The organism is Microbacterium immunditiarum (assembly GCF_013409785.1).
In the GTDB taxonomy this organism is placed as follows: domain Bacteria; phylum Actinomycetota; class Actinomycetes; order Actinomycetales; family Microbacteriaceae; genus Microbacterium; species Microbacterium immunditiarum.
Genome location: NZ_JACCBV010000001.1, coordinates 2,574,565 through 2,599,137 on the forward strand (window position 1 = coordinate 2,574,565; position 24,573 = coordinate 2,599,137).

Genomic DNA, 24,573 nt, shown 5'->3' on the forward strand with positions numbered 1-24,573 from the left:
GTCACAACCTCGCAGCATCGATCGCGGTCACGAGGATCGCCCGCGCGCCGATCGCGTACAGCTCGTCCATCACGCGGTTGACGCCCTTGCGCGGGCTCATGACGCGCACGGCGACCCACTCGGGGTCGCGCAGCGGCGAGATCGTCGGCGACTCGATGCCGGGCGCGATCGCGACCGCCTTGTCGACGAGCGACACGGGAAGGTCGTAGTCGATGAGCACGTAGCGCCGCGCGACCATGACGCCGCGCAGGCGTCGCAGGAGCGTCTGCGTGCCGTCCGCCTCGACCGGCGCGCCGATGAGCACCGCCTCGGACTCGAGGATCACGGGGCCGAAGATCTCGAGGCCCGCCTGGCGCAGTGTCGTGCCCGTCGAGACGACGTCGGCGACGGCATCCGCCACACCCAGCCGCACGGCGGACTCGACCGCACCGTCCAGCGGCACGAGGTCGACGGCGATGCCGCGCTCGTCGAGGAAGCCGTCGACCAGGCCCGGGTATGCGGTCGCCACGCGGTGACCTTCGAGGTCCTCGACCGACGAGAAGCGGCCGGGAGGCCCGGCGAAGCGGAACGTCGAGTCCCCGAAGCCGAGCGCCTCGATCTCGCGCGCGCCGGGCATGCGCGCATCGAGGAGGAGGTCTCGGCCCGTGATCCCGACGTCGAGGGCGCCCGAGCCGACGTACGTCGCGATGTCTTTCGGGCGCAGGTAGAAGAACTCGACCTCGTTCTGAGGATCGATGACGTGCAGGTCCTTCGGGTCGCGGCGGCCGACGTAGCCGGCCTCCTGCAGCATCTCGGCGGCGGTGTCGGCGAGCGATCCCTTGTTCGGCACGGCGATTCGCAACATGTGTGCAGGGCTTTCGTGAGTCGTGGCGGTCGGTGGGGCTTCGCTCACAGATGTCGGTAGACGTCGTCGAGCGTGAGGCCCTTCGCGAGCATGAGCACCTGCAGGTGGTAGAGCAGCTGCGAGATCTCTTCGGCCGCAGCATTGGTCGACTCGTACTCGGCGGCCATCCAGACCTCGGCCGCCTCTTCGACGATCTTCTTGCCGATGGCGTGGACGCCCGCGTCGAGCTGCGCGACCGTGCCGGAGCCCTCGGGCCGCTCGGCGGCCTTGCGGCTCAGCTCGGTGAACAACTCGTCGAACGTCTTCACCCGTCAAGGTTAGCGAACCGCCGCTGTGTCTCGGCCCGCGCGGGCGCCCCACTCCCCCGGTGAACGGGGCTTCGCGAATCAACTGGCGACGTCGTGCCGGTGACGCAGCGCCGACTCGCGGAGGGCGCGGATCGCGGCATCCGGATCGTCCGAGCCGAACACCGCCGACCCCGCGACGAACGTGTCGGCGCCCGCTTGCGCGGCCTGCCCGATCGTCGACTCCGAGATGCCGCCGTCGACCTGCAGCCAGACGCTCGATCCGCGGCGCCGCGCCTCCTCGGCGAGGCGATGCAGCTTGGGCATCGTCTCGGGCATGAACGACTGCCCGCCGAAGCCGGGTTCGACCGTCATCACGAGGATCTGGTCGAAGTCGTCGAGCAGATCGAACAGCCCCTCGACCGGGGTCGCGGGCTTGACGGCGACGCCGGCGCGCGAGCCGATGGCGCGCAGGCGGCGAGCGAGCGCGACGGGCTCGGTCGCGGCCTCGAGATGGAAGGTGACGGATGCCGCGCCGAGCTCGGCGTAACCCGGAGCCCACCGGTCGGGGTCGGTGATCATGAGGTGCACGTCGAGCGGCACGGGACTCGTCGCCTGGACGCGCTCGACCATCTGCGGGCCGAACGTGAGATTCGGGACGAAGTGGTTGTCCATGACGTCGACGTGGACGAAATCGGCCCCCGCGATGCGGGCGAGCTCGGCCTGCATGTTCACGAAGTCGGCCGCGAGGATGCTCGGGTTGATGCGGACGTCGCTGTCTTCGTGGGAGCGGCTGTGCATCCGTCCATTATGGCCAGCGCGACCACCCGCCCACGCGCGGTCAGACCTTGCGCAGGAGCGAGATCGACATCGCGTCCGTGTTGTGGCGGTGCGGCCACAGCTGCGCGCGGCCGGAGCCGTCCGCCTGCGGCACGAGACCCGGGTCGGACGACGACACCGCCGTCACGACCTCGCGCGCGTCGAGGTCTTCGATCGACGCGCCCAGCTCGCGCTTGACCTCGGCGACCACACCGGCCGTCTCCGCGAGATGCGGCGAGCACGTGACATAGGCGACCACGCCGCCGGGCTTGAGCGCCGTCACCGCCGACATCAGCAGCTCGCGCTGCAGGTCGGTGAGCGCGGGGATGTCGGCGGGCGACTTGCGCCAGCGCGCCTCAGGGCGGCGCCGCAGCGCTCCCAGCCCCGTGCACGGCGCGTCGACGAGGATGCGATCGTACGTCTCCGGCGTGGACGCCGCGCGCACACGCCCGTCCTCTTCGGACACGGGCACCTCGAGCGGGACGCCCGCGAGCGCCTGGCGCACGAGGCCCGCACGCGACGGCGAGACCTCGTTCGCCTCGACGCGCGCACCGCCGGCGAGGGCCTCGGCGGCGAGCACGGCCGTCTTGCCGCCCGGACCCGCGCACAGGTCGAGCCACCGCTCGCCCTCCTGCACCGGGAAGACCCGCGTCAGCGCGAGTGCCGCGAGCTGCGAGCCCTCGTCCTGCACGCGCAGGCGACCGCCCGCCGACCGCACGATGCGGTCGGGGTCCCCGCCGCCGAGCCGGAACCCGACCGGCGAGAAGGGTGTCGCACGGGCGCCCTCGGGCGGATCGGCCAGCCCCGGAAGCGCGGTCATCGTCACGCGCGGCGACGCGTTGTCGGCTGTGAGCAGCGCCTCGAGCTCGTCGGCGCGCCCCTCGGCCGCGAGAGCGCGGCGGAACGCCCGAACAACCCACACCGGGTGCGAGTACACGAGGCCGATGCGCTCGTCGTCCGACCGCGCGCCCTCGGCGATGCGTTCGAGCCAGTCCCCCGGCGTATCGCGCGACACGCGGCGCAGCACCGCGTTTACGAACCCGGTCATGCCGCGTCCGGCGTTCCGCACGAGCTCGACGGACTCGTTCACGGCAGCATGCGACGCGACGCGCGTTGACAGCAGCTGGTGCACGCCGAGACGGAGCGCGTCGAGGGCGACCGGGTCGATGTCGTGCAGGGGCCGGTCGGCCGCGATCTCGATCACGGCGTCGTACGTGCCCTGTCGGCGCAGCGTGCCGTACGTGAGCTCGGTCGCCAGCGCGGCATCCGATTCGTCGAGTCCCGCGCGCGCGATCGAGTGCGGAAGAAGGAGGTTCGCGTACGCGTCGGATTCGTGCACCGCGCGGATCGTGTCGAACGCGACACGCCGGGACGCCTGTGCTCTGCTCATCGGCCGCTCCCTGCGCCTCACGTGCCCACCCGGCTGACCGCGTCGCGCGTTCCGCGCCACCAGTCCGCCGCGCCCATCGCGTTGCGGCCGGCGGGCTGCACGCGGTCGACCACGATCGGGAGCGTGCCCGTCCCCACGAGCACCTCCTTGCCATGGAGGGCGATCTCGCCCGGATTCAGGGCAGGAGACCCGTCACTCGCGCCTCGCGCGGCGAGGACCTTCAGGCGTGCTCCTTCGACGGTCGTGTGCGCACCAGGCTCGGGCGTGACACCGCGGATGCGGCCGAGCACCGCCTCACGCGGTTCGTCCCACCGGATGCGGCCGTCGTCGTCGGCGAGCTTCGGCGCGTACGACGGCTCACCCTCCTGAGGAACGGCGCGCGCGGTGCCCGCGGCGATCTCGTCGACGACATGTGCGAGCAGCTCGGCCCCGTCGGCGGCGAGGGATCCGAGCAGCTCGCCGGCGGTGGCATCCGCCGGCACCTCCTGCTCGATCACGCCGAACACGTCGCCCGCGTCGAGCTCGGGCACCAGCTGGAACACCGCCGCGCCCGTGCGCTCATCCCCCGCGATGAGGGCGTGCTGCACGGGAGCGGCGCCGCGCCAGCGCGGCAGCAGCGAGAAGTGCAGGTTGATCCAGCCGTGGGGCGGCGCCGACAGGAGTGGCTCGCGCACGAGACCGCCGTACGCGACGATGACCCCGAGGTCGGGCTCGAGCGCCGCGACGCGCTCGGTCGCCGCCGCATCGAGGCGGTCGGTCTTGATCGACTCAAGGCCCAGCTCCTCGGCCGCGACCGCGACGGGAGACGGCGTCAGCACTCGCTTGCGCCCGACGGGCGCGTCCGCGCGCGTCACGACGCCCACGACCTCGTGCGACGAGGACGCGAGGCGCCGCAGGGACGGGACCGCCGCATCCGGCGTCCCGGCGAACACGAGTCGCATGGTGTTCCTCACAGGTCGAGATCGGGCACATCGACCCGAACTCTGAGTGTATTGCGGGCGGCTTCGGGAACACGCGGTCGGCCCTTCGGCGAACGCGCCGACCGCAGCGCGTCGGCGATGACCGCGGCTCGCAGCGTCTGAGCGATGACGGGTCCGTGTGCGTAGTCGAAGCGGTACAGAGCACGCACGAGACCGGATGCGCCCCCCGCACCCCCCGAGCGTCGCGCTCCTCCGGGGCGGCGCTCCTCCTCGACCGGCACCGGGCCGAGCACCGCGGTCGGGTCGTGGTCTTTGACGGCGTCGCGCAACTGGCCGATGACCTCCTCGACGACCTGCAACTGGCCCCGGATCGACGCGACGCGCACGGTCGGAGGCATCCGCAGCGGGGCGCGCTCGGCGAGCTCGCTGCGCGCGTACGCGGGCTGGGTCCACGTGGCGAACGCCCGCGCGACCGGCCCCTGGACGCTGACGAGATGCACAGGGGCTCCGGGCGCGGCCAGCGCGGCGGCGTTCGACCACCACCGCAGGCAGTGCTCGCCGATGCGGAGGTCGTCGGCGAGGAGCATCCGGTCGCCGTCGAGAAGCACGATCGCGCGATAGCCGCCCTCGGCGACCGGCTCGGCTCCCCGCGTCGCGACGACGAGGGCCGGGCGCGCCTCGACGGTGGCGACCGGGTGCTCGCCGTCCGCCACGATGACGCGCACCCCCGGGAACGCGCGGCCGAGCTCGTCGGCGGTGCGCTCGCTGCCCGACGACGCCATGCGGAACCGCCCGGACGAGCACTTCGGGCACGACCACGGCGACGCCGCACGGCCGCACCACGAGCACTCCGGCACCGCGCGCGGGCGGGAAGCGTGCAACGGGCCGCCGCAGTGCGCGCAGCGGGCGGGCGCACGGCAGTCGGCGCACACGAGCACGGGCGCGTATCCCGGCCGGGCCACCTGCACGAGCACGGGGCCGTGCTGGACCGCCTCCCGCGCCGCGGCGAAGGCCGCGGAAGGCACACGCACTCCCCTCCCCTCCCCCTCGCGGGGCGGGGAGAGCACGACGCGAGGTGTCACGCGCCGGGCGGCGGGAACGTCGCGCACCCAGCCGAGCTGCACGAGGCGCTCGACGTCGGTCGTGCGAGTGTGGCCCGCGAACAGCAGTGCGCAGCCGTCGAGCTCCTGCCGGATGAGCGCCGCGTCGCGTGCGTGCACACCCGGGCTCAGCGGCTCGGCGAGCAGCGGATCGCCGTCGTCCCACAGCGCGACGAGTCCGACATCGTGCGCGGGCGCGTACACCGTCGAACGGTTTCCGATCACGACGCACGGCTCAGGCGCGAGCAGGCGGAGGTACTGCGCGTAGCGCGCCTGCGCCGGCTGCCGCGCGTCGTCGCGGACGATCGCGTCATCGGGCACACGCCCCGCGAGAGCCGCCTCGAGCTGCGCGAGGTCGCGGTAATCGGGCACCGCGATGACCGCGCTGCGCCCCGCGGCGAGCATGTGCGCGGCGGCCGCCGCGAGAAGGTCCGCCCACGCCGCCACCTCGGCACCGGTGGCCAGGCGACGCGCGACGGGCGGCGCGTCGATCGCGACACGATCCCCGCCGTCGAGTGCTTCGATGAGGCTGGGGAACGTCGCGAGGGTCGCGTCGGCTTCGGACACGACGGATGCCTCGACCCGCGGCCGCTCGACGGGCGGCCCCGCGAGCCAGGCCTTCTCGGCCCGCACCATGCGCCGCGGGATCGCGAGGCGGAGGACGTCGCTCGCGGAACCTGCCGCACGGTCGGCGGCGCGCCGCGCGAGCGTGTACAGCCCAGGCGTGAGCACGGGGACCGGCGACACGAGCGCGTCCAGCTCGGAGAGGGGGCGGTCCGTGGCATCCGGCTCGCCGATCTCGACGAGGTAACCGTCGACCACCCGGCCCGCCGACCGCAGCGGGACGCGCACGCGCACACCGAGCTGCGCTTCGTCGGCGAGGGCGTCGGGGATCGCGTAGTCGAAGAGGCGATCGAGCTGCGGAAGCGGTGAGTCGATCAGGACCCGCGCGACGCGGCGCGCCCGCATGTCAGAGTCCTGCGGCCGACCGGAGATCGTCGACGCGGTCGGTGCGCTCCCACGTGAAATCGGGGAGCTCGCGTCCGAAGTGGCCGTACGCGGCCGTCTGCGCGTAGATCGGGCGCAGCAGGTCGAGGTGCTCGATGATCGCCCGGGGACGGAGGTCGAAGACGTCGAGGATCGCCCGCGTGATGACCTCGTCGGACACGACGCCCGTGCCGAACGTCTCGACGTAGAGCCCCACCGGCTTCGCCTTGCCGATCGCGTACGCGACCTGCACCTCGAGGCGCTCCGCGAGACCCGCTGCGACCGCGTTCTTCGCGACCCAGCGCATCGCGTACGCGCCGGAGCGGTCGACCTTGGACGGGTCCTTGCCGCTGAACGCGCCGCCGCCGTGCCGCGCCGCGCCGCCGTACGTGTCGATGATGATCTTGCGACCGGTCAGACCCGCGTCGCCCTTGGGACCGCCGGTGACGAAGGGACCGGCGGGGTTGATGTAGAACTTCACGTCCGACAGATCGAGGCCCGTCGACTCGAGCACGGGGTCGATGACCTCGGCGCGGACCGCGGCGCGCAGCGCCTTCTGCGAGATGTCGGGGTGGTGCTGCGTCGAGAGCACGATGGACTCGACGGTTCGCGGCGTGCTGCCCTCGTAGCCGAGAGTCACCTGCGTCTTGCCGTCGGGTCGCAGGAACGGGAGCGCGCCGGAGCGGCGCGCCTCGCCGAGTCGCTCGGCCATGCGGTGCGCGGTCCATGCCGCCATCGGCATAAGCTGCGGGGTCTCGGTCGTCGCGTAGCCGAACATGATGCCCTGGTCGCCCGCGCCCTGGAGGTCGTGCGGGTCTTCGGACCCGTCTTCGCGACGCTCGAACGCCTTGTCGACACCGGCCGCGATGTCGGACGACTGCGCGCCGATCGACACGCTCACGCCGCACGAGTCGCCGTCGAATCCGGTGTCGCTCGACGTGTAGCCGATCTCGTTGACCACGCGGCGCACGATCGCGGGGATCTCGACGTAGGCCGACGTCGACACCTCGCCCGCGACGTGCACGAGCCCGGTCGTCACGAGCGTCTCGACCGCCACACGCCCGTTGGGGTCGTCGGCGAGGATCGCGTCGAGGATGTTGTCGGAGATCTGGTCGCAGATCTTGTCGGGGTGCCCCTCGGTGACGGACTCGGACGTGAACAGACGCAGGTCGGTCATGGTGCTCCAGCTCGAGGGACGGTTCGGGTGTGCGGCAGACGCGGTGGCACCAGTATGCCGACGGCGTGCGACAGGATGGGTCGCGCCGACACCGGGCGTCTCAGGCGCCCGGCTCCGTGATCACTCGGCCGAGCGCAGGCGCATCTTGTCTTCGTTGATCTCGTGGAGCGCGATGGTGAGCGGCTTGTCTTCGACGGTCGAGTCGACGAGCGGTCCGACGTTGTCGAACAGGTTGCCCTCGTGGAGGTCGGAGTAGTAGTCGTTGATCTGGCGCGCGCGCTTGGCCGCGTAGATCACGAGCTGGTACTTCGAGTCGACCTTCTCGAGAAGGCTGTCGATGGGGGGCTCGATGATGCCCTGGTTGGTTCCGGCCATGGGGTCCTCCTGGAGAAGTGGAAGGGAAAGTCTGCGTGCCCGGCCGCGCCGAGGCATCCTCTCATTCTACCCGAGCGAGCCCCGACACCTGCCGAACGGGTCAGGTCACCAGCGAGACGACCTCGTCGGCGGCGCGTTCGACGTGGTCGTTGACGACGCGATAGTCGAACTCGCCCTGCGCAGCGAGCTCGACCTTCGCCGTGCGGAGGCGCCGCGCGCGCTCCTCCTCGCCCTCGGTGCCGCGGCCGACGAGGCGCTGCACGAGCTCGTCCCAGCTCGGCGGGAGCAGGAACACGAGCGTCGCCGACGGCTCCGCGGCGCGCACCTGCCGCGCTCCCTGCAGGTCGATCTCGAGGAGCACCGTGCGGCCGTCCTCGAGCGCGCGAACGATCGGCTTGCGCGGAGTGCCGTAGCGGTACCTGTTGTGCACCGTCGCGTGCTCGAGCAGCTCGCCCGACGCGATCAGCCGGTCGAACTCGGCGTCGTCGACGAAGAAGTAGTGCTCGCCCTCGACCTCGCCGGGTCGCGGCGGACGCGTGGTCGCCGACACCGAGAGGTGGATCTCCGGATGCCGCTTCCTGACCTGCGCCGCAACGGTGCCCTTGCCGACGGCGGTCGGCCCCGCGAGCACGACGAGCCGGCTCCGCCCCGCGCGCGGCCGGGGTTCGGGCCAGCGCCGGTCGAGGAAGTCCAGGAGCGCGCGGCGCTGCCGCGCACCGAGCCCGCCCAGGCGCTTGACCGGCGAGATGCCGAGGTCGTGCAGGATGCGGTCGCGCTTGCCCTCGCCGATCGCCGGGATGCTCGTGAGGAACTCGGTCACCCGCATCGCGCCGGCGGGCGAGGCCGGGTCGGCGAGCGCCCGACGCAGCAGCTCCTGCGGCGTGATGACACGGGTCGTGACGTCCCGCTTGAGCGACGCGCGCTCACGCCGAGCCGCGACGGCCCGTCGGGAAGCAGCCACACGGTCGACTTCGGGCGGCCCTTGCCGCTCAGTCACGGTTCACCTCCGCATAGAGGCCCGCTCGCTCCTCGATGCGGGCGGCCAGCCGGTCGGGTCCGGCCGACAGGATGCTGCGGCTCTCGCTCGCGACGACGTTCCCGCAGAAGCGCCCGAACAGCCGACGCAGATCGTTCGGCTCGGCGCCCTGTGCGCCGAAACCCGGAGCGAGGATGGGAAGCCCCTCGAGCGCGGCATCCGTCAGGCCGACTGCCGCGCGATCGGCCGTCGCCCCGACGACGACGCCGATCGAGCCGAGGGCTTCACCGGATGCGCCGCCCGCCGCCGCGGCGTCGCGCGCGACGCGCGCGGCGACCGTCTCGTCCGCGCCATCCGCCACGCGGGCGCCCTGCAGCACGTGCGCCTCGGGGTTGCTCGTCGCCGCGAGGACGAACGCGCCCTTGCCCGCGGCCAGCGCCGAGGCGAGCGTGTCGCGCAGAGAGTCTGCGCCCAGGAAGGGGTTCAGGGTCACGGCATCCGCCTCGAGCGGCGAACCCGCAGACAGCCACGCCGCCGCGTATCCGTCCATCGTCGAGCCGATGTCGCCGCGCTTGGCGTCGGCGATCACGACGAGGCCGGCGTCACGCGCGGCCCCGAGCACGTCCTCGAGGGCAGCGAAGCCCGCCGAGCCGAACCGCTCGAAGAACGCGACCTGCGGCTTCACGACGCCGACGCGTCCCGACGCCGCCTCGACGACGCGGAGGCCGAACTCGCAGATGCCGGCCGCTGACGCGTCAAGGCCCCACTCCTCTACGAGGGAGATGTGCGGGTCGATCCCGACGCACAGCGGGCCGTAGGTGTCGAGCGCGGTGCGCAGGCGCCCGCCGAACCCGGCGGTCACGCCGTCACCGCCGCGCGGTCGGCCGCGTACTCCTGCAGGCTCTTGACGCCGAAGCCGTCCTGCATCGCATCCATCGCGGTCACGGCGGCCCCGAGCACGGCCATCGTCGTGAACAGGGCCTTGTCGCCGGCGACCGCCGCGGCGCGGATCTCGTACCCGTCCGCGCGGGCCGCACCGCCGCTCGGTGTGTTCACGACGATGTCGATCTCGCCCGAGTTGATGAGGTCGACGATGTTCGTCTCCCCCGTCGCCTGGGTCTGGCTGTACTTGTTCACGACCGTGACGTCGATGCCGTTGCGGCCCAGGATCTCGGCCGTGCCCTCCGTCGCGACAAGCGAGAAGCCGAGCTGCTGCAGGCGGTGCGCCGGCAGGATCACGGCGCGCTTGTCGCTGTCGGCGACCGAGATGAACACGGTGCCCGACAGCGGCATGCCGCCGTAAGCGGCCTCCTGACTCTTCGCGAACGCGGTCGGGAAGTCACGGTCGATTCCCATGACCTCGCCCGTCGAGCGCATCTCGGGACCGAGCACGGAGTCCACGATGTGGCCGTCGGCCGTGCGGAAGCGCTTGAAGGGCAGCACGGCCTCCTTCACGGCGACCGGCGCCCCGAACGGGACGCGCGAGCCGTCCACCGACGGCAGCAGCCCCTCCGCCACGAGCTCGCCGATCGTCGCGCCGGCCATGATGCGCGCGGCCGCCTTCGCGAGCGGGATGCCGAGCGCCTTCGACACGAACGGCACCGTGCGGCTTGCACGCGGGTTCGCCTCGATGACGTAGAGCACACCGGCGCTGATGGCGAACTGCACGTTGATGAGCCCGCGCACTCCGACGCCCTCGGCGATCGCGCGCGTCGCGTCGCGCACGCGGTCGATGTCGGACCGGCCGAGCGACATGGGCGGCAGCGCACAGCTCGAGTCGCCCGAGTGGATTCCGGCCTCTTCGAGGTGCTCCATCACCCCGCCGACGTACAGCTCGTCGCCGTCGTAGAGCGCGTCCACGTCGATCTCGATCGCGTCGTCGAGGAAGCGGTCCACGAGCAGCGGAAGGCCGGGGCCGATGATCGCCTGGTCGGCGATGCGGTCGAAGTAGTCGTGCAGGCTCGGGGTGTCGTAGACGATCTCCATGCCGCGCCCGCCGAGCACGAAGCTCGGGCGCACGAGCACGGGGTACCCGATGTCCTCCGCCACGGCAACGGCGCCCCCGACGTCGATCGCGGTGCCGTGACGCGGTGCGACGAGGCCGCCCGACGCGAGGATGCCGCTGAACAGCCCTCGCTCCTCGGCGAGGTCGATCGCGTCGGGGCTCGTGCCGAGGATGCGGTAGCCGGCGTCCTGGATGCCCTTCGCGAGACCGAGCGGGGTCTGGCCGCCGAGCTGGCAGATCACGCCGAGGATCTCACCGGACTGCGACTCGGCGTGCAGCACCTCGAGCACGTCCTCAAGCGTGAGCGGCTCGAAGTACAGACGGTCGCTCGTGTCGTAGTCGGTCGAGACCGTCTCGGGGTTGCAGTTGACCATGACGGTCTCGTAGCCTGCCGCCGACAGCGCGAACGACGCGTGCACGCACGAGTAGTCGAACTCGACGCCCTGCCCGATGCGGTTCGGCCCCGAGCCGATGATGACGACCTTCGTGCGGTCGGACGGCGCGACCTCGGTCTCGGCGTCGTAGCTCGAGTAGTGGTACGGCGTCAGCGCCGGGAACTCCCCCGCGCACGTGTCGACCGTCTTGTAGACGGGACGGACGCCGAGGGCGTGACGGATGCCGCGCACCTCCGCCTCCGTGTCATCGCGCAGCTGGGCGATCTGCGCGTCGCTGAAGCCGTGCTCCTTCGCGATGCGCAGCGTGTGCGCGTCCAGCTCTCCCGCGGTGCGCACGAACTCGGCCACCTCGTTGATGAGCACGATCTGGTCGAGGAACCACGGGTCGATCTTCGTGGCGTCGAACGCCTGCTCGACCGTCGCGCCCTTGCGCAGCGCCTGCTGCAGCACGACGATGCGGCCGTCGGTCGGGGTCTTGGCGACCTCGAGAAGCTCCTCGACCGACATCTCGGTCCCTGAGCTCGTCGAAGGGTAATCGCCCCAGTGGAAGCCCGATCCGCGCTTCTCGAGCGAACGCAGCGCCTTCTGCAGCGCGGTCGCGTAGTTGCGCCCGATCGCCATGGCCTCGCCCACCGATTTCATGGTGGTGGTGAGCGTCGTGTCGGCCGCGGGGAACTTCTCGAAGTTGAAGCGCGGCACCTTCACGACGACGTAGTCCAGTGTCGGCTCGAAGCTCGCCGGCGTCACCTTCGTGATGTCGTTCGGGATCTCGTCGAGGCGGTACCCGATCGCGAGCTTCGCGGCGATCTTCGCGATCGGGAACCCCGTCGCCTTCGACGCGAGTGCCGACGACCGCGAGACGCGCGGGTTCATCTCGATCACGATCACGCGGCCCGTGTCCGGGTGGACGGCGAACTGGATGTTGCATCCGCCCGTGTCGACGCCCACCGCGCGGATGATGTCGATGCCGATGTCGCGGAGCATCTGGTACTCGCGGTCGGTGAGGGTGAGGGCGGGCGCGACCGTGATCGAGTCGCCCGTGTGCACGCCGACGGGGTCGACGTTCTCGATCGAGCAGACGACGACGGTGTTGTCGGCCGTGTCGCGCATGAGCTCGAGCTCGTACTCCTTCCACCCGAGGATCGACTCCTCGAGCAGCACCTCGTGCGTGGGCGAGTCGTGCAGGCCGGCGCCGGCGATCCGGCGCAGGTCCTCCTCGTCGAACGCGAAGCCCGAGCCGAGGCCGCCCATCGTGAACGACGGTCGCACGACCAGCGGGTAGCCGAGCTCGTCGGCGGCCGCGAGGACCTCGTCCATCGAGTGGGCGATGCGCGAGGCGGCGACGTCGGCGCCCGCAGCGACGACGAGCTCCTTGAAGATCTGCCGGTCCTCGCCCTTGCGGATCGCGTCGACCTTCGCGCCGATGAGCTCGACGCCGTACTTGTCGAGGATGCCCTGCTCGTGGAGCGCGATCGCGGCGTTGAGGGCGGTCTGCCCGCCGAGCGTGGGCAGGATCGCATCCGGCTGCTCCTTCGCGATGATCGTCTCGATCACGGCGGGCGTGATCGGCTCGATATACGTCGCGTCGGCGAAGTCCGGATCGGTCATGATCGTCGCCGGGTTCGGGTTGACGAGGATGACGCGCAGCCCCTCGCCGCGCAGCACGCGGCACGCCTGGGTGCCCGAGTAGTCGAACTCGGCGGCCTGGCCGATCACGATCGGGCCCGACCCGATCACGAGGACGCTCTGGATGTCGTCGCGCTTGGGCATCAGTCGTTCTCTCCGGTCGTCGCCGTGTCGCCTTGCTCGACCTGGTCTCGATTCTCCCGCCCGGCGAGCGACGCGAGCACCATGTCGCGGAAGCGGTCGAACAGGTAGTTCGCGTCGTGGGGTCCGGCCGCGGCCTCGGGGTGGTACTGCACCGAGAACGCCGGGAGGTCGAGCGCGCGCAGGCCCTCGACCACGCGGTCGTTGAGGCCGACGTGGCTCACCTCGATGCGGCCGTAGCCGGCGGGGCTCTCGAACTCCCCCTCGACGGGGGCGTCGACCGCGAAGCCGTGGTTGTGCGCCGTGATCTCGACGCGGCCCGTCGACTTGTCGAGCACGGGCTGGTTGATGCCGCGGTGCCCGAACGGCAGCTTGTACGTGCCGAGGCCGAGCGCGCGGCCCAGCAGCTGGTTGCCGAAGCAGATGCCGAAGAACGGCAGCCTTTCGTCGAGCACGCCGCGCAGAAGCTCGACATGGGCGTCGGATGCCGCGGGGTCGCCCGGCCCGTTCGAGTAGAACACCGCCACCGGGTCGATCGCGCGCAGCTCGTCGATCGTGACGCTCTGCGGGAGGACGTGCACCTCGAACCCGCGCGCCGCGAGGTTGTCGACCGTCGCCTGCTTGACCCCGAGGTCGAGCACCGCGAGGTTGCCGATGCGCTCGCCCTCCGCGGGAGTGACCTGCGCGACGGGGACCGAGACCTCCGCCGACAGGTTGAGGCCCGCCATCTGCGGGGCATCGCGGACGATGCGGAGCTGCTCGTCGGGTTCGATCGAGGCGGAGTCGCCCGAGAAGATTCCGCCGCGCATGCTGCCGGCCGAGCGGATGTGGCGCGTGACCGCGCGGGTGTCGATGCCGCTGATGCCCACGATGCCGTCTCGCTCGAGCGCCTCGTCGAGCGACTCCTCGGCGCGCCAGTTCGAGACCACGCGCGAAGGGTCGCGCACGATGTAGCCCGAGACCCAGATGCGGCGGGACTCGGGGTCCTCCTGGTTCATGCCCGTGTTGCCGATGTGCGGCGCCGTCTGCAGCACGATCTGGCCCGCGTACGACGGGTCGGTGAGGGTCTCCTGGTACCCGGTCATGCCGGTCGCGAAGACGACCTCGCCGAGCGTCGTGCCGCGCGCCCCGTAGGCGCGCCCGACGTGTCGGGTGCCGTCCTCGAGGACGAGGACCGCGGGATCGGTCGTGAACAGCGAGGTCATGCGTCGGTTCCTGTCGTGATGAGCGTCGCGATCGCGTCGGCGAGAGCGCGGGCAGAGGCGTCCTGTGGCCGGAAGTACGAGTCGGCGAGCATCGTGTCCTCGAGGCGCCACGTGACGCGCACGAGGCCGTGCTTCTCGACGACGCGGTCGATCGCGACGGTGGACTGGCCGACCGACGCGATGCGTTCGGCCGGGAGGTGGATGCGGGGCTGCCCCGCGAGGTCGATCACGAGGCCCGAGTCGGCCACGATGAGTTCGGCCTTCGCGCGGAACGCGAGCCCCTTGATCGCGAGGCGCTCGAGCGGCTCGTCATGGCGGGTCGTCGCCACGTACAGCGCCGGGAACCAGTGCTGCGCCACCGCTCCGACCGGCGGCTCGCCGAACGGAGCGCGCAGACCCCGGTCGCGGCGCGTCCGCAGCCACCACCCGATCGCGAGCGCACCGAGGATCACGACGGCGGCCGCGATCAGGATCGCGACAGCTCCTTCGCGGGTCATGCGCGCACCCCCGGCCGGTCGAGCAGCGTCCCGTCGACGACGGTGGGCACGCCGCGGTGGACAGTCCAGCGCACCTCGCCGGGCAGCTCGCGGCCGAGGTACGGCGAGTTCGTGCTGCGGCCCCGCAGGTCGTGGGCCGAGAACGTCCGTACGGGCGATGGGTCGTAGAAGGTGACGGATGCCGAGTGCCCCGGCGTCAGCGGCGCGCCGAAGCCCTCCAGCCGCCCGATCCGCGCCGGCTCACGGCTCATGACGCGTGCGACGTCCGCCCACGTGATGAGCCCCGTGTCGACCATCGCGAGCTGCACGACGCGCAGAGCGCTCTCGAGCCCGACCATGCCGTTCGCGGCCGCCTGCCATTCGCATGCCTTCGCCTCGGGCGGATGCGGCGCGTGATCGGTCGCGACGATGTCGATCGTGCCGTCGGCGAGCCCCTCGCGCACCGCCAGGACGTCCTCCTCGCGGCGCAGCGGCGGGTTGACCTTGAAGCGCGGGTCGTAGTCGCGTGCGAGCTCGTCGGTCAGCAGCAGGTGGTGAGGCGTCACCTCGGCCGTCACGTCGACGCCGCGGCGCTTGGCCCACCGGATGATGTCGACCGATCCCGCGGTCGACAGGTGACACACGTGCAGGCGCGAGCCGACGTGCTCCGCGAGCAGCACGTCGCGCGCGATGATCGACTCCTCGGCGACGGCGGGCCAGCCGGCGAGTCCGAGCTCGGCCGACACGACGCCCTCGTTCATCTGGGCGCCCTCGGTGAGTCGCGGGTCCTGCGCGTGCTGGGCGATGACGCCGTCGAACGCCTTCACGTACTCGAGGGCGCGTCGCATGATGAGCGGGTCCCACACGCAGAATCCGTCGTCGCTGAAGACCCGCACCCGAGCGCGCGAGTCGGCCATCGCGCCGAGCTCGGCGAGGCGCTCGCCCTTCTGCCCGACGGTGACCGCGCCGATGGGCTGCACCGTGACGAACCCGGCGGCCTCGCCGAGTGCCAGTTCCTGCTCGACGACGCCCGCCGTGTCGGCCACGGGTGACGTGTTCGGCATCGCGAAGACGGCCGCGTAGCCGCCGGCGGCCGCGGCGCGCGATCCGGTGAGCACGGTCTCGGATGCCTCGTAGCCCGGCTCGCGCAGGTGGGTGTGCAGGTCCACGAGGCCCGGCAGCACCACCAGCCCGTCGACGTCGATCACCGTCGCCCCGGCGCGGCTGAGCCCGGTGCCGGTCTCGACGATCACGCCGTCCTCGACGAGGAGGTCGACCGCGCCGGTGCCTTCGAGCGACGCGCCGCGGAACAGCAGCGTTTCGATCGCCGAGCTGCCGCTCTCGGCGGCGTGTCCCACGGCCGTCACGCGGCTCTCCCATCGTCGTCGCGCTCCCCCGCCAGGAGCAGATACAGCACCGCCATCCGCACCGAGACGCCGTTCGACACCTGGTCGAGCACGGTCGACCGAGACGAATCGGCGGCGTCGGCGGAGATCTCGAGCCCGCGGTTCATGGGACCGGGGTGCATGACAATGCTATCCGCCGCGAGCCCCGCCAAACGCGTCGCGTCGAGGCCCCATCGCCGGGAATACTCCCGTTCGGTCGGGAAATACGCCGCGTTCATGCGCTCGAGCTGGATGCGCAGCATCATGAGCGCGTCGGGCGCCTCGGCGACCGCCGCGTCGAGGTCGTAGACCACGCGCACGGGCCACGCCGACATGTCCTGCGGCACGAGCGTCGGCGGTGCGACCAGCGTCACGGTCGCGCCGAGTGTGTGCAGCAGCCACACGTTCGAGCGGGCGACGCGCGAGTGGAGGATGTCCCCCACGATCGTCACCGCGAGCCCGCTGAGGTCGCGTCCGCGGCTGTCGGTCCCGAACCGCCGCTTGCGGATCGTGAAGGCGTCGAGCAGCGCCTGCGTCGGATGCTCGTGCGTGCCGTCGCCCGCGTTCACGACGCCCGCGGTGATCCAGCCGCTCGTCGCGAGCGTGCGGGGGGCGCCGGAGGCCCCGTGGCGGATGACGACCGCATCCGCCCCCATCGCCTGGAGCGTCTGCGCGGTGTCCTGCAGACTCTCGCCCTTCGAGACGCTCGACCCTTTCGCCGAGAAGTTGATGACGTCCGCCGACAGCCGCTTCGCGGCCGCCTCGAACGAGATGCGCGTGCGCGTGGAATCTTCGAAGAAGAGGTTCACGACGGTCTTGCCGCGGAGTGTCGGCAGCTTCTTGACCTCGCGCTGCTGCGTGTCGGCCATGTCCTCCGCGACGTCGAGGATACGCAGCGCGGCGTCGCGCGAGAGTGTCTTCGTGTCGAGCAGGTGCCTCATGCCCTCACCGCCCCTCGATCGAGACGTACTCTTCGCCGTCGACCTCGGCCAGACGCACGAACACGCGCTCGTCACGCGCGCTGGGCAGGTTCTTGCCGACGAAGTCGGGGCGGATCGGGAGCTCGCGATGACCGCGATCGATGAGGGTCGCCAGGCGCACGACGGCGGGACGGCCGATGTCCTGCAGGGCGTCGAGGGCGGCACGGATGCTCCGCCCCGAGAACAGCACGTCGTCGACGAGCACGACCACCTTGCCGTCGATGCCGCCGGGCGGGATCTGCGTCGGCTGCGGGGCGCGCGTGGGGTTGCGGTGCAGGTCGTCGCGGTACATCGTGACGTCGAGCGAGCCGACCGGCACGGCTTCGCCGCCGAACTCGCTCACGAGCGAGCCGATGCGTTCGGCGAGCGTGACGCCGCGGGTCGGGATGCCGAGGATCACGAGGTTCTCGGGGCCTTTGTTGGACTCGAGGATCTCGTGCGAGATCCGAGTCAATGCCCGGGCGATGTCGGCCTCGTGCAGCACGGTGCGCGTGCTCATCCGCCGCTCCCTTCTCCGCCTCACGGGACGGGGTTAAAGGTTGCTGTCGTGCTCCCACCCTACCCGACGCGACGGCGCGCCCCGGCCTTCTCGCGTCCGGGCTCAGGCCGCCGGCTGCGTCGCGTCGCGGTGCAGGTCGTCCTCCACCTGGGATGCGCGGATCGGGTGCCCCTGCGTCGTGAGGCAGCGTCCCGAGGCGAGGTCCCACTTCCAGTCGTGCAGGCTGCAGGTGAGCACGCCGTCCTCGATCTTGCCGGTCTTGGTGAGGTCGGCACGCAGGTGCGGGCAGCGCCGCTGCACGATCCAGTCGCCCAGTTGAGCGTCCTCTGACGTGTCGGACTGCTCGGCGTACCAGTTCTCGACGTACTCGATCCGGTCGCGCGAGAGACACTTGAGGAACGTGTAGATGAACTCGTTGAACTTGCCCTTGCGGCCGGCGTGGAACTGCATCGACAGGAAGATCGAGTTCGACCAGTCGATCTCATGGTCGCGGATGTTCGTCGACACGAGGTCGGCCGGGATCGTGTACCAGAACTCGACCTCCTCGCCGTCGTACTCGCGCAACTTGGCCTTCGGGAAGTCGGCGACCATGTCGAGCTCGCCGATCGTGAAGCGCACCGGCCCGCCCACGCCGGTGCGGATCGTCCGTGCACGGCGCAGGAGGGGCTCCCACCACTCCTTGAGCGCCGCGAGCATCTCGTCCGGCGGCAGCACCGGCGCACGCGACGCCTCTTCGGCGCGGACCTCGTCCTGGCGCGAGTCGCGCTGCTCGGCGAGGTACGACCACTTGTCGCCGAAGATGCGCTCGATCTCGGCATCCGTGTAGAGCGTCTGCGTGACCTCGATCTCGCCGTCGTTCAGGTCGACCTGCGTCCCGGGCAGGAACAGGTGGCCCTTCTGCTGCGGACGCAGCTCGGCCATGTGCGAGAGGAACTGGCGCTGGTCGGTGAAGATCGCGTCGTCCTCGAGGCCGTAGCCGTTGTAGCGGAACAGCTCCTCGCGCAGGAACATCGGCGGGCCGGCCATCGGGAAGACGTGCTCGGCATCGACCTTCTCGATGTAGTACATCGCGCGCTTGTTCTGCGCCTCGCGCTTGAGGCGCGCGAAGTTCTGCTTGGCGTCCTGCGGCAGGTCGTAGACCATGGGCCACCAGATCGCGCCCGACACCTGCGTGAAGTACGCCTGGGGCTTCGAGAACGACATGAGCTTCTCGAGGTCGAGCGGGTGCGAGTCGTTCTGGTTGAGGATGCTCGCCGTGCCGTCGTCGACGCTGAGCGACGAGTCTCCGATCGGGCCGTCGCTCGGCGCGCGCAGCGGCGTGACCATGACCTTGAGCGGGCCGAACTCGAGCGGCACGCCCGCCTGCGTGTAGACGATGTTGTCGTAGCCGAGCGTTCGCAGATCCGTCTCGAGGTCGTCGGTCGGGTACTCGGGCAGGAGCACCTTGATGTCCTTCGGCACGTGGCGCTCCATGAGCGCGGGGTCGAAGTGATCGCGGTGCCGGTGCGAGATGTAGAGGAAGTCCGCCTTGCCGAAGCGCTCCCAGTCGAGCGCCCGGTTGTCGGGGAACGGGAACCACGAGCCGAAGAACGTCGGCCCGATGACGGGGTCGCAGAGGATGCTCCCGCCTGCCGTCTCGATGAACATGCCGGCATGGCCGAGGCCCGTGATGCGCATGGAAATCCTTCCGATCGACGCACACCGATTGTAGGCGAGGACGCGAGAGGCCCCCCGACGGACGGCCGTGGAAATGCGGATCCCGCGCCTCAGTCGGCCTCGAACAGCCCCCGGATGTCGTCGGCCGACAGCGCGCGCCCGAACAGCGCGTCGTCGTCCATGACGGCCTGGAACAGGCGCGCCTTCCGCTGCTGCAGGGCCATCACCTTCTCTTCGATGGTGCCCGCCGCGATCAGCCGGTACACGTTGACCGGTCGCTCCTGCCCGATGCGGTGCGCGCGGTCGACCGCCTGCGCCTCGGCGGCGGGGTTCCACCACGGATCCAGCATGAACACGTAGTCCGCCTCGGTCAGTGTGAGCCCGAACCCGCCGGCCTTGAGGCTGATGAGGAAGACCGGCGCTTCACCTCCGCGGAAGCTCGCGATCGCGGAGTCTCGATCGCGCGTCGACCCGTCGAGGTAGGCGTGTCGGATGCCGCGCTCCTCGAGCCGCTCGGCGACGAGCCCCAGGAACGACGTGAACTGGCTGAACACGAGCGCACGGTGCCCCTCGGCGAGCACCTCGTCGAGCTGCTCGAACAGCGCGGTGAGCTTGCCAGGCTCGATGTGCGCGTACTCGGGGTCGATGAGCTCGGGCGCGAGGCTCAGCATCCGCAGCAGCGTCAGAGACCGGAACACGATGAACCGGTTGCGATCGAGGTCATCGAGCAGCCCGAGCACCTTCTGCCGTTCACGCTGCAGCACGGTGTCGTACAGCGCGCGGTGCGCCGGGCCGAGCTCGACGGTGACCGACTGCTCCTGCTTGGGCGGCAGGTCGGAGGCGACGTGCTGTTTCGTGCGCCGCAGGACGAGGGGACGGATGCGCCGCCGCAGCCGTGCGAGGCGACGGGCGCGGAATTCGCCCCCTTCCTGGTTCTCGGGCACCTTGCCCTGCTCGATCGGGCCGATGTACTCCTCGCGGAAGCGCCGCGCCGACGGGAAGAGCCCGGGCGCCGCGAGGGCGAGCAGCGACCACAGCTCGCTCAGGCTGTTCTCGAGCGGCGTGCCGGTGACGGCGTACACGACGTCGGCGCGCAGCGCCGCGACCGCCTGGTGCGTCATGGTTGCCCGGTTCTTCACGAACTGCGCCTCGTCGAGGACGAGTCCCGCCCACTCGACGCTGGTGAACGCGGTCTCGTCGAGGCGCAGGCGGGGGTACGACGTGACGACGACATCGGCGGATGCCGCGGCCCGCGCGACGGGCGGAGCATCCGTCCTCCGTCCTTGACCGCCTCGCGTGCCGTCGAGCACCGTCACGCGGAGGTCGGGTGTGAAGCGCGCGGCCTCCGTGCGCCACGTCGACACGACCGACGTCGGCGCCACCACGAGGAACGGGCGCGTCTCACCGGCGTCGCGTGTGTGCGCGATGAGCGCGAGGAGCTGCAGCGTCTTGCCGAGCCCCATGTCGTCGGCGAGGATGCCGCCGAGCTTGTGCTGCCACAAGAACGCGAGCCAGTCGTACCCCGCCCGCTGATACGGCCGGAGCTCCGCGCGCAGCCCGCGCGGCAGCGGGGCCTCCGGCACGCCCTCGGCGTCGCGAAGGCCCTCCGCGATCGCGCGCCACGACACCGCGGGCTCGGACTGGTCGGCGAGATCCTCGAAATCGGCCCACAGCGTCGTCTGGTAGCGGCTGAGGCGCGGGCCCGTCTCCCACTCGTCGAGCTCGCCCGCCTCCTCGATGAGGTCGCGCAGCCTCTTCAGCGACGGATGCGACAGCGAGAAGTACGCGCCGTCGCTCAGGAGCAGCTTGCGGCGGCCGCGCGACAGCGCGATGAACAGCTTGCCGAACGGGATGCGTCGGCCGTCGATCGTCACGACGACGCCGAGGTCGAACCAGTCCGGGTCGGCAGACTCGACCGTGGTGACCTCGATGCGCGGGTCGCCCGTCAGCTCGCGGTAACGGGGCCGCTCCCCCGTCACCTCGACCACGACGCCGTCGAGCGCGTCCAGCCGCGGGAGCACGCGCGACGCGAACTCCGCCGCATCGAGCCCCGTGAGCACGGCGGAGGGCGCCCATTCCACGGGCGACTCCTCTCGCCACGCCTCCTCGACCCGGCCGCGGATGGCCGCCTCGGCCTCCGGATCGCGGTCGGTCGAGGCGGGTGCGTTGAAGGGGGCGTCCTCACGGCCGCGATACCGCCACGCGTGCGTGTACTCCAGCCGATGCGAGGGCGAGAACCGCACCGCGACGACCAGCGTCGGGCGATCGGGCGACGGGATCTCGATGCCCGGCGCGCGCACCGCGACGTGGCGCGACAGCGGTGCGAGGTGCTCCTCGATGAACTCGGCGGCGTCCTCCGCGGGCACCGCGACGGGCGCCGCCGCGGTCAGCAGCGCACGCACGGCGTCGGGCACGGGGGCGGGCGCGAGGTCGATCCGGATGCGCGCACCCGTGACCTCGAACCGGTAGACGCCGTTCCCTCCGATCGGGCGGACGGTCGCCGCATCCGCCCTCTCTCTCCCGATCTCGACGACGGGCGCGACGATGAGCGCACCTCGCGAACGCGAGACCCGCACCGAGACGGACGCCTCGCCCACGAGCTCGACCGACTGGTGGCGCTTCGCGGCGACGATCGGGATTCCGAGCCGCGCCCCCTTCTCGAGGTGCGGCCACAACAGCGACGAGGTGATGTCGTCGAGGGTCAGCCACTCCGCGACGTCGGAGAACGTACCGTACGTGCGCAGGTCGCGGCCGATGCTGTGGAGTTCGGTGAACCAGCGCGCCTGCGCCGGGTCGTAGCGGTTCGTGGCGCGCCGGACCTCGTCCCAGGACGTCTCGCCCTTGATCCACGCGTCGTCTCGCGCACCGCGCTCGAGCGGGCGCAGTCCGACGAGCACGTCGGTGCCGTCCCGGTGCAGCCCGCGCGCCGTCGCGGTCTCGATCCGGACGGGCGACCACGCCGAGCCGTCGCGGCGCACACGCTGGCGCAATTCCACGCCGAGGGCGAGCCCGATCGATGAACCGGGTGTCGCCGACGCGGATGCCGCGAAGAGCCGCCGCCACTCGGACGACACCGTCGCCGCACCCTGCGCGGGGATGCCGCGGTGCGCGGCGTCGTCGAACGGCGGGGTCACGGGATCCATCATGGTCCCCCGCTCCGACAGTGCCGCCGCGGCGTCAGCCGGCGCGGGAGATGCGGGCGAGCACGCCGTGGACGAACGCCCCCGACTCGTCGGTCGAGAACTCCTTGGCGAGCTCGACGGCCTCGTCGATCGCGACCGCCGTCGGGACCTCGTCGTTGTAGACGATCTCCCACACGCCGATGCGCAGCAGGGCGCGATCGACCGCCGGCATGCGCGCGAGCGACCAGTCCTTCGAGTAGGTCGTGATGAGCTCGTCGATCTCGCCCTGGTTGTCGATCACGCCGTCGACGATCTCGCGGGCGTAGAGCCAGGACGCCTCACGCGCCGGCTCGTTCGCGGCGCGCTTGGCCTCGGCGGCCAGCACCGTGGGCAGGGCGTCGCCGCGGACGTCGCTCTGGAAGAGGATGTCGAGTGCGCGCTTGCGCGCTTTCGTTCGTGCGCTCATCGCGCGGCGTCAGTTGACGCGGCCGAGGTACTCGCCCGTGCGGGTGTCGACCTTGACCTTCGTGCCGGTCTCGAGGAACAGCGGGACCTGGATCTCGTAGCCGGTCTCGACGGTCGCGGACTTGGTGCCCGCCGACGAGCGGTCGCCCTGCAGACCGGGCTCGGTGTAGGTGATCTCGAGCACGACCGAGGCCGGGAGGTCGAGGTAGAGGGGGTTGCCGTTGTTGAGGGCGATCGTGACCTGCTGGTTCTCGAGCAGGAAGTTCTTCGCGTCACCGACGGTGGCCGCCGGGACCGTGATCTGGTCGTAGTCCGTCGTGTCCATGAACACGAAGCCCTCGCCGTCGTTGTAGAGGTACGTGAAGTCGCGGCGGTCGACGTTCTCGATGTCGATCTTCGCGCCCGCGTTGTACGTCTTGTCGACGACCTTGCCGGTGACGACGTTCTTGAGCTTCGTGCGCACGAACGCCCCGCCCTTGCCGGGCTTGACGTGCTGGAACTCGACGACGCTCCAGAGCTGTCCGTCGATGTTGAGGACGACGCCGTTCTTGATGTCTGCGGTCGATGCCATGTGTGTGGGAAGTCCGTTCGTGTGGTGATGACGCGGCCCCGAGTCGAGGCCGAACGAGAGTGGGGCCGAGCGCATCCGTCAGCGGCCGACGTTCGATTCTACGGGATGCCCCCGTGGCGGCACCCGGAGGTCACCCGTCGGCCTGACCGGCGATGACGTCGATGAGTCGCTCGACCGCGGTCGCGTACCCCTGGACGCCCTCCCCCATCACGTGCACGAGGGCGACGTCGGCGACGTACGAGTGCTGCCGGAACGGCTCGCGCTTCGAGATGTCGGAGACGTGCACCTCCGCGACGGGTAGGGCGACGCCCGACAACGCGTCGCGGAGCACGACCGACGTGTGCGTGAGCCCTGCCGGGTTGATGACGATGCCCGCGCAGTCCTCGCGCGCGGCGTGGATCGCGTCCAGGAGCGCGCCCTCGTGGTTGCTCTGCACCGCACGGACCTCGAACCCGCGCGCTCGTGCGGCATCCGTCGCGATGCGTTCGACGTCGGCGAGCGTCGCGGTGCCGTACACCTCGGGCTCGCGAACGCCGAGCAGGTTGAGGTTCGGTCCGTTCACGAGGAGCAGGCGCCGGGGTGTCGTCACGGCACCACCCTAGCCATCGGCCGGGACGTCGTCCGAGTGCGAGGGTGCGAGCGTCATTCGCAGCTCCCTCCCCGCGACGCTCTGCGTCACCTCGCCCGTCTCGCGGAACCCGAATCGACGGTACGCGCCCTGCGCGCGGTGGTTGTCGACGTGCACGTCGAGCGACACCGTCTCGGCGCCGCGCGCGACCGCCCACCCCACCGCCGCCTCCAGCAGCGCGTCGATCGTGCCGTCACCGCGGTGCGTGGGACGCACCCACACGCCCACGACGTCGGCTCCGAGGCGAGACGCCGTGCGCTCGAGGTGATCCGTCGCACCCGGACGGCGCAGCAGCACTGTGAGCGAGCCCACCCACATTCCGTCGTCCTCTGCGACGAACTGCGCGCCGTCGTCGCTCTCGGCCGCCCTCGCGGTGCGGTCGCGCCAGAAGTCGTCGCTGTGCGTCTGGGCGTTCGCCCTCGTGTCGAGGAACGCGATCGAAGCGAGCGGATCGCTCAGCGACTCGAGGCGCAGGTCACGCACGGCTTCCCATTCGTCGGCCCGGACTCGACGGATGCTCCGCATCCCGCCACCCTAGCGACGATGC

General features: G+C 71.2%; 22 protein-coding genes. All 22 read right to left on the minus strand.

Annotated features, from left to right (window positions below; all coding sequences use genetic code 11):
* Position 1: 1 nt before the first annotated feature.
* Positions 2-844, minus strand: a complete 843-nt coding sequence (hisG, locus tag BJ991_RS11990; RefSeq protein WP_179490285.1) for an ATP phosphoribosyltransferase — start codon at positions 842-844, stop codon at positions 2-4.
* A gap of 44 nt (positions 845-888) precedes the next feature.
* On the minus strand, positions 889-1,152 hold the full coding sequence (locus BJ991_RS11995; protein WP_179490287.1) for a phosphoribosyl-ATP diphosphatase: 264 nt from the start codon (positions 1,150-1,152) through the stop codon (positions 889-891).
* A 78-nt stretch (positions 1,153-1,230) separates the two neighbouring features.
* Complete coding sequence (rpe, locus tag BJ991_RS12000; RefSeq protein WP_179490289.1) at positions 1,231-1,929, minus strand: ribulose-phosphate 3-epimerase; 699 nt, start codon at positions 1,927-1,929, stop codon at positions 1,231-1,233.
* A gap of 40 nt (positions 1,930-1,969) precedes the next feature.
* Entirely contained in the window at positions 1,970-3,337 is a 1,368-nt protein-coding gene (locus tag BJ991_RS12005) for an RsmB/NOP family class I SAM-dependent RNA methyltransferase (protein ID WP_179490291.1), read from the minus strand.
* Between the two features lie 17 nt (positions 3,338-3,354).
* Complete coding sequence (gene fmt / locus BJ991_RS12010) at positions 3,355-4,278, minus strand: methionyl-tRNA formyltransferase (RefSeq protein ID WP_179490293.1); 924 nt, start codon at positions 4,276-4,278, stop codon at positions 3,355-3,357.
* An 8-nt stretch (positions 4,279-4,286) separates the two neighbouring features.
* Complete coding sequence (locus BJ991_RS12015) at positions 4,287-6,326, minus strand: primosomal protein N' family DNA-binding protein (RefSeq protein WP_179490295.1); 2,040 nt, start codon at positions 6,324-6,326, stop codon at positions 4,287-4,289.
* A gap of 1 nt (position 6,327) precedes the next feature.
* A complete protein-coding gene (gene metK / locus BJ991_RS12020) occupies positions 6,328-7,521 on the minus strand; it encodes a methionine adenosyltransferase (protein WP_179490297.1) in 1,194 nt (397 codons plus the stop codon).
* 120 nt (positions 7,522-7,641) lie between these two features.
* Positions 7,642-7,896 carry a DNA-directed RNA polymerase subunit omega gene (gene rpoZ, locus BJ991_RS12025; RefSeq protein ID WP_179490299.1) on the minus strand — a complete coding sequence of 85 codons (255 nt, stop codon included), beginning with the start codon at positions 7,894-7,896 and terminating at the stop codon, positions 7,642-7,644.
* A 100-nt stretch (positions 7,897-7,996) separates the two neighbouring features.
* Entirely contained in the window at positions 7,997-8,893 is an 897-nt protein-coding gene (gene gmk, locus BJ991_RS12030; RefSeq protein WP_179490301.1) for a guanylate kinase, read from the minus strand.
* Positions 8,886-9,734 carry an orotidine-5'-phosphate decarboxylase gene (pyrF, locus tag BJ991_RS12035; protein WP_179490302.1) on the minus strand — a complete coding sequence of 283 codons (849 nt, stop codon included), beginning with the start codon at positions 9,732-9,734 and terminating at the stop codon, positions 8,886-8,888. Before pyrF ends, gmk begins: the two co-directional genes overlap by 8 nt.
* A complete protein-coding gene (carB, locus tag BJ991_RS12040) occupies positions 9,731-13,042 on the minus strand; it encodes a carbamoyl-phosphate synthase large subunit (RefSeq protein WP_179490307.1) in 3,312 nt (1,103 codons plus the stop codon). Before carB ends, pyrF begins: the two co-directional genes overlap by 4 nt.
* Complete coding sequence (carA, locus tag BJ991_RS12045) at positions 13,042-14,244, minus strand: glutamine-hydrolyzing carbamoyl-phosphate synthase small subunit (protein ID WP_179490309.1); 1,203 nt, start codon at positions 14,242-14,244, stop codon at positions 13,042-13,044. The genes carB and carA overlap by 1 nt, the downstream gene beginning before the upstream one ends.
* A complete protein-coding gene (locus BJ991_RS12050; RefSeq protein ID WP_179490311.1) occupies positions 14,241-14,741 on the minus strand; it encodes a PH-like domain-containing protein in 501 nt (166 codons plus the stop codon). The genes carA and BJ991_RS12050 overlap by 4 nt, the downstream gene beginning before the upstream one ends.
* On the minus strand, positions 14,738-16,045 hold the full coding sequence (locus tag BJ991_RS12055) for a dihydroorotase (RefSeq protein WP_179492762.1): 1,308 nt from the start codon (positions 16,043-16,045) through the stop codon (positions 14,738-14,740). Before BJ991_RS12055 ends, BJ991_RS12050 begins: the two co-directional genes overlap by 4 nt.
* A 38-nt stretch (positions 16,046-16,083) precedes the next feature.
* Positions 16,084-17,046, minus strand: coding sequence for an aspartate carbamoyltransferase catalytic subunit (locus BJ991_RS12060; protein WP_179490313.1), 963 nt, complete (start codon positions 17,044-17,046; stop codon positions 16,084-16,086).
* Between the two features lie 4 nt (positions 17,047-17,050).
* The gene (gene pyrR / locus BJ991_RS12065; protein ID WP_179490315.1) at positions 17,051-17,584 is read right to left on the minus strand and encodes a bifunctional pyr operon transcriptional regulator/uracil phosphoribosyltransferase PyrR; all 534 of its coding nucleotides are present in this window, start codon (positions 17,582-17,584) and stop codon (positions 17,051-17,053) included.
* 102 nt (positions 17,585-17,686) lie between these two features.
* Positions 17,687-19,261 (minus strand): Rieske 2Fe-2S domain-containing protein, encoded by a 1,575-nt coding sequence (locus tag BJ991_RS12070; protein ID WP_179490317.1) that lies wholly within the window; start codon positions 19,259-19,261, stop codon positions 17,687-17,689.
* An 89-nt stretch (positions 19,262-19,350) separates the two neighbouring features.
* Positions 19,351-22,374 carry a DEAD/DEAH box helicase gene (locus BJ991_RS18660; protein ID WP_343048742.1) on the minus strand — a complete coding sequence of 1,008 codons (3,024 nt, stop codon included), beginning with the start codon at positions 22,372-22,374 and terminating at the stop codon, positions 19,351-19,353.
* A 43-nt stretch (positions 22,375-22,417) separates the two neighbouring features.
* Positions 22,418-22,828, minus strand: a complete 411-nt coding sequence (gene nusB, locus BJ991_RS12080) for a transcription antitermination factor NusB (protein ID WP_179490321.1) — start codon at positions 22,826-22,828, stop codon at positions 22,418-22,420.
* A gap of 9 nt (positions 22,829-22,837) precedes the next feature.
* A complete protein-coding gene (gene efp, locus BJ991_RS12085) occupies positions 22,838-23,398 on the minus strand; it encodes an elongation factor P (protein WP_179490323.1) in 561 nt (186 codons plus the stop codon).
* A 130-nt stretch (positions 23,399-23,528) separates the two neighbouring features.
* Positions 23,529-23,987 (minus strand): type II 3-dehydroquinate dehydratase, encoded by a 459-nt coding sequence (aroQ, locus tag BJ991_RS12090; RefSeq protein ID WP_179490325.1) that lies wholly within the window; start codon positions 23,985-23,987, stop codon positions 23,529-23,531.
* 9 nt (positions 23,988-23,996) lie between these two features.
* Complete coding sequence (locus BJ991_RS12095; RefSeq protein ID WP_179490327.1) at positions 23,997-24,551, minus strand: GNAT family N-acetyltransferase; 555 nt, start codon at positions 24,549-24,551, stop codon at positions 23,997-23,999.
* Positions 24,552-24,573: the final 22 nt, after the last annotated feature.

Bases quoted from the DNA above. Each gene is read 5' to 3' on its own strand.
- hisG (WP_179490285.1), bottom strand. From the start codon at position 844: ATGTTGCGAATCGCCGTGCCGAACAAGGGATCGCTCGCCGACACCGCC.
- rpe (WP_179490289.1), bottom strand. From the start codon at position 1,929: ATGCACAGCCGCTCCCACGAAGACAGCGACGTCCGCATCAACCCGAGC.
- BJ991_RS12005 (WP_179490291.1), bottom strand. From the start codon at position 3,337: ATGAGCAGAGCACAGGCGTCCCGGCGTGTCGCGTTCGACACGATCCGC.
- fmt (WP_179490293.1), bottom strand. From the start codon at position 4,278: ATGCGACTCGTGTTCGCCGGGACGCCGGATGCGGCGGTCCCGTCCCTG.
- BJ991_RS12015 (WP_179490295.1), bottom strand. From the start codon at position 6,326: ATGCGGGCGCGCCGCGTCGCGCGGGTCCTGATCGACTCACCGCTTCCG.
- metK (WP_179490297.1), bottom strand. From the start codon at position 7,521: ATGACCGACCTGCGTCTGTTCACGTCCGAGTCCGTCACCGAGGGGCAC.
- rpoZ (WP_179490299.1), bottom strand. From the start codon at position 7,896: ATGGCCGGAACCAACCAGGGCATCATCGAGCCCCCCATCGACAGCCTT.
- carB (WP_179490307.1), bottom strand. From the start codon at position 13,042: ATGCCCAAGCGCGACGACATCCAGAGCGTCCTCGTGATCGGGTCGGGC.
- carA (WP_179490309.1), bottom strand. From the start codon at position 14,244: ATGACCTCGCTGTTCACGACCGATCCCGCGGTCCTCGTCCTCGAGGAC.
- BJ991_RS12050 (WP_179490311.1), bottom strand. From the start codon at position 14,741: ATGACCCGCGAAGGAGCTGTCGCGATCCTGATCGCGGCCGCCGTCGTG.
- BJ991_RS12060 (WP_179490313.1), bottom strand. From the start codon at position 17,046: ATGAGGCACCTGCTCGACACGAAGACACTCTCGCGCGACGCCGCGCTG.
- pyrR (WP_179490315.1), bottom strand. From the start codon at position 17,584: ATGAGCACGCGCACCGTGCTGCACGAGGCCGACATCGCCCGGGCATTG.
- BJ991_RS12070 (WP_179490317.1), bottom strand. From the start codon at position 19,261: ATGCGCATCACGGGCCTCGGCCATGCCGGCATGTTCATCGAGACGGCA.
- nusB (WP_179490321.1), bottom strand. From the start codon at position 22,828: ATGAGCGCACGAACGAAAGCGCGCAAGCGCGCACTCGACATCCTCTTC.
- efp (WP_179490323.1), bottom strand. From the start codon at position 23,398: ATGGCATCGACCGCAGACATCAAGAACGGCGTCGTCCTCAACATCGAC.
- BJ991_RS12095 (WP_179490327.1), bottom strand. From the start codon at position 24,551: ATGCGGAGCATCCGTCGAGTCCGGGCCGACGAATGGGAAGCCGTGCGT.